1 protein-coding gene and 1 pseudogene are annotated in these 1,238 nt (G+C 44.1%); both read right to left on the bottom strand.

Annotation, left to right across the window (positions count from 1 at the left end; all coding sequences use genetic code 11):
- Window positions 1-61: 61 nt before the first annotated feature.
- On the bottom strand, window positions 62-220 hold the full coding sequence (locus QUA45_RS28880; protein WP_333223383.1) for a hypothetical protein: 159 nt from the start codon (window positions 218-220) through the stop codon (window positions 62-64).
- A gap of 451 nt (window positions 221-671) precedes the next feature.
- Window positions 672-1,238, bottom strand: a pseudogene (locus QUA45_RS28875) (succinate dehydrogenase/fumarate reductase flavoprotein subunit); the annotation flags it as partial.

Here is a 1,238-nt window from a genome sequence, read left to right as displayed (position 1 = left end):
TGACTCTAATTTGCTGTTCATTGTTTTTCGTCAACTTTGCTCTCGATCGCTATATCATACATCAATTCAGCAACGCCGTTTTTTGAAACACCTCTGCAATGACAATAGCATCTGAGTCAATCCGGTAAATAATTCGCCACTGTTTACCGGCTTCACTATCATCGATCCGCAATTCGTGGCAGTGAGGGCTGATGCTTGGCATAGGCCGAGAGACAGGCATGGCTAAAATTTCTCCATTTTGTAACATCCTTAATAAAATCCCTGCCTCAATTCGCGCTAAGGCGGAAAAAGGGGGAGTTTTTACGGAGCCTCTGATGAGCCAAACAACATCTTTGTTCTCGCCTTGGGATTCCATAAATTAAGTAGTCTAGTCATAAAGTTTACACATATGTCGTATCTGACATAATTATAGCGCCAGATAACTAAAAGTGGTAGAAGAGACTAAAGATTGCCGAATTTCCTCTCAATTGGTAAGGTACGCATTGCCAGCCCAGTCAAGGTGCGATCGACTGATTTGCGTCATTCTAGGCGGTGGCGATCGGCAATAAACCTGGTTTATTGCCGATCGCTTTTTAAAAGAATCAGATTTAACGATTGCCCGCTACCCAATTTCAAGCGTTTGAGGGATTTCTTCACAACCTTAACAGGGCTGGCATCGCCCACCCTACAACTTAATACTTCCTCTCCTGGGGTTCAAACATCGTAATCGCCACCGGCATATAAGCCAAATCAATCCCGGCAGGCGAATAATACGCCATTGTATGCTTCAAGAAATTGCCGTCATCGCGCTCAGTAAAATCTTCCCGCGAATGAGCTCCCCGACTTTCCTGCCGGTTCAAAGCAGAAGTTAAAATCATTTTGCCGACAATTATCAAACTCCGCAACTCCAAAGCTTCCACAATTTCCGTATTCCACAACTTGCCTTTATCGTCTAAGTAAACATCCTCATATTTTCGCTCTAAATCCTCCAATTTCTTTAAACCTTCCTGCATCAATTCGGCGTTACGAAATACACCACAATACTCAGTCATAGTATCTTGATACTGCTGCCGCACTTGATTGATGCGGTATTTTCCCGGACGTTCTAAAAGTGCCTGAATTTGCTCGCTGGCTTCCTTGATATAACGCTGTTCGTCTACGGCAGGCAACTTGCGATTTTGTACGAATTGTGCTATGGTTGCGCCAGTAACTTTGCCGTAAACTACGCATTCCAACAGCGAATTGCTGCCCAAACGGTT

Source organism: Microcoleus sp. Pol12A5 (assembly GCF_036701435.1).
GTDB lineage: Bacteria > Cyanobacteriota > Cyanobacteriia > Cyanobacteriales > Microcoleaceae > Microcoleus.
This window is presented reverse-complemented; position numbering and strand designations above follow the sequence as displayed.

Coding starts and splice junctions, on each gene's coding strand:
- QUA45_RS28880 (WP_333223383.1), bottom strand. CDS start 220: ATGCCTGTCTCTCGGCCTATGCCAAGCATCAGCCCTCACTGCCACGAA.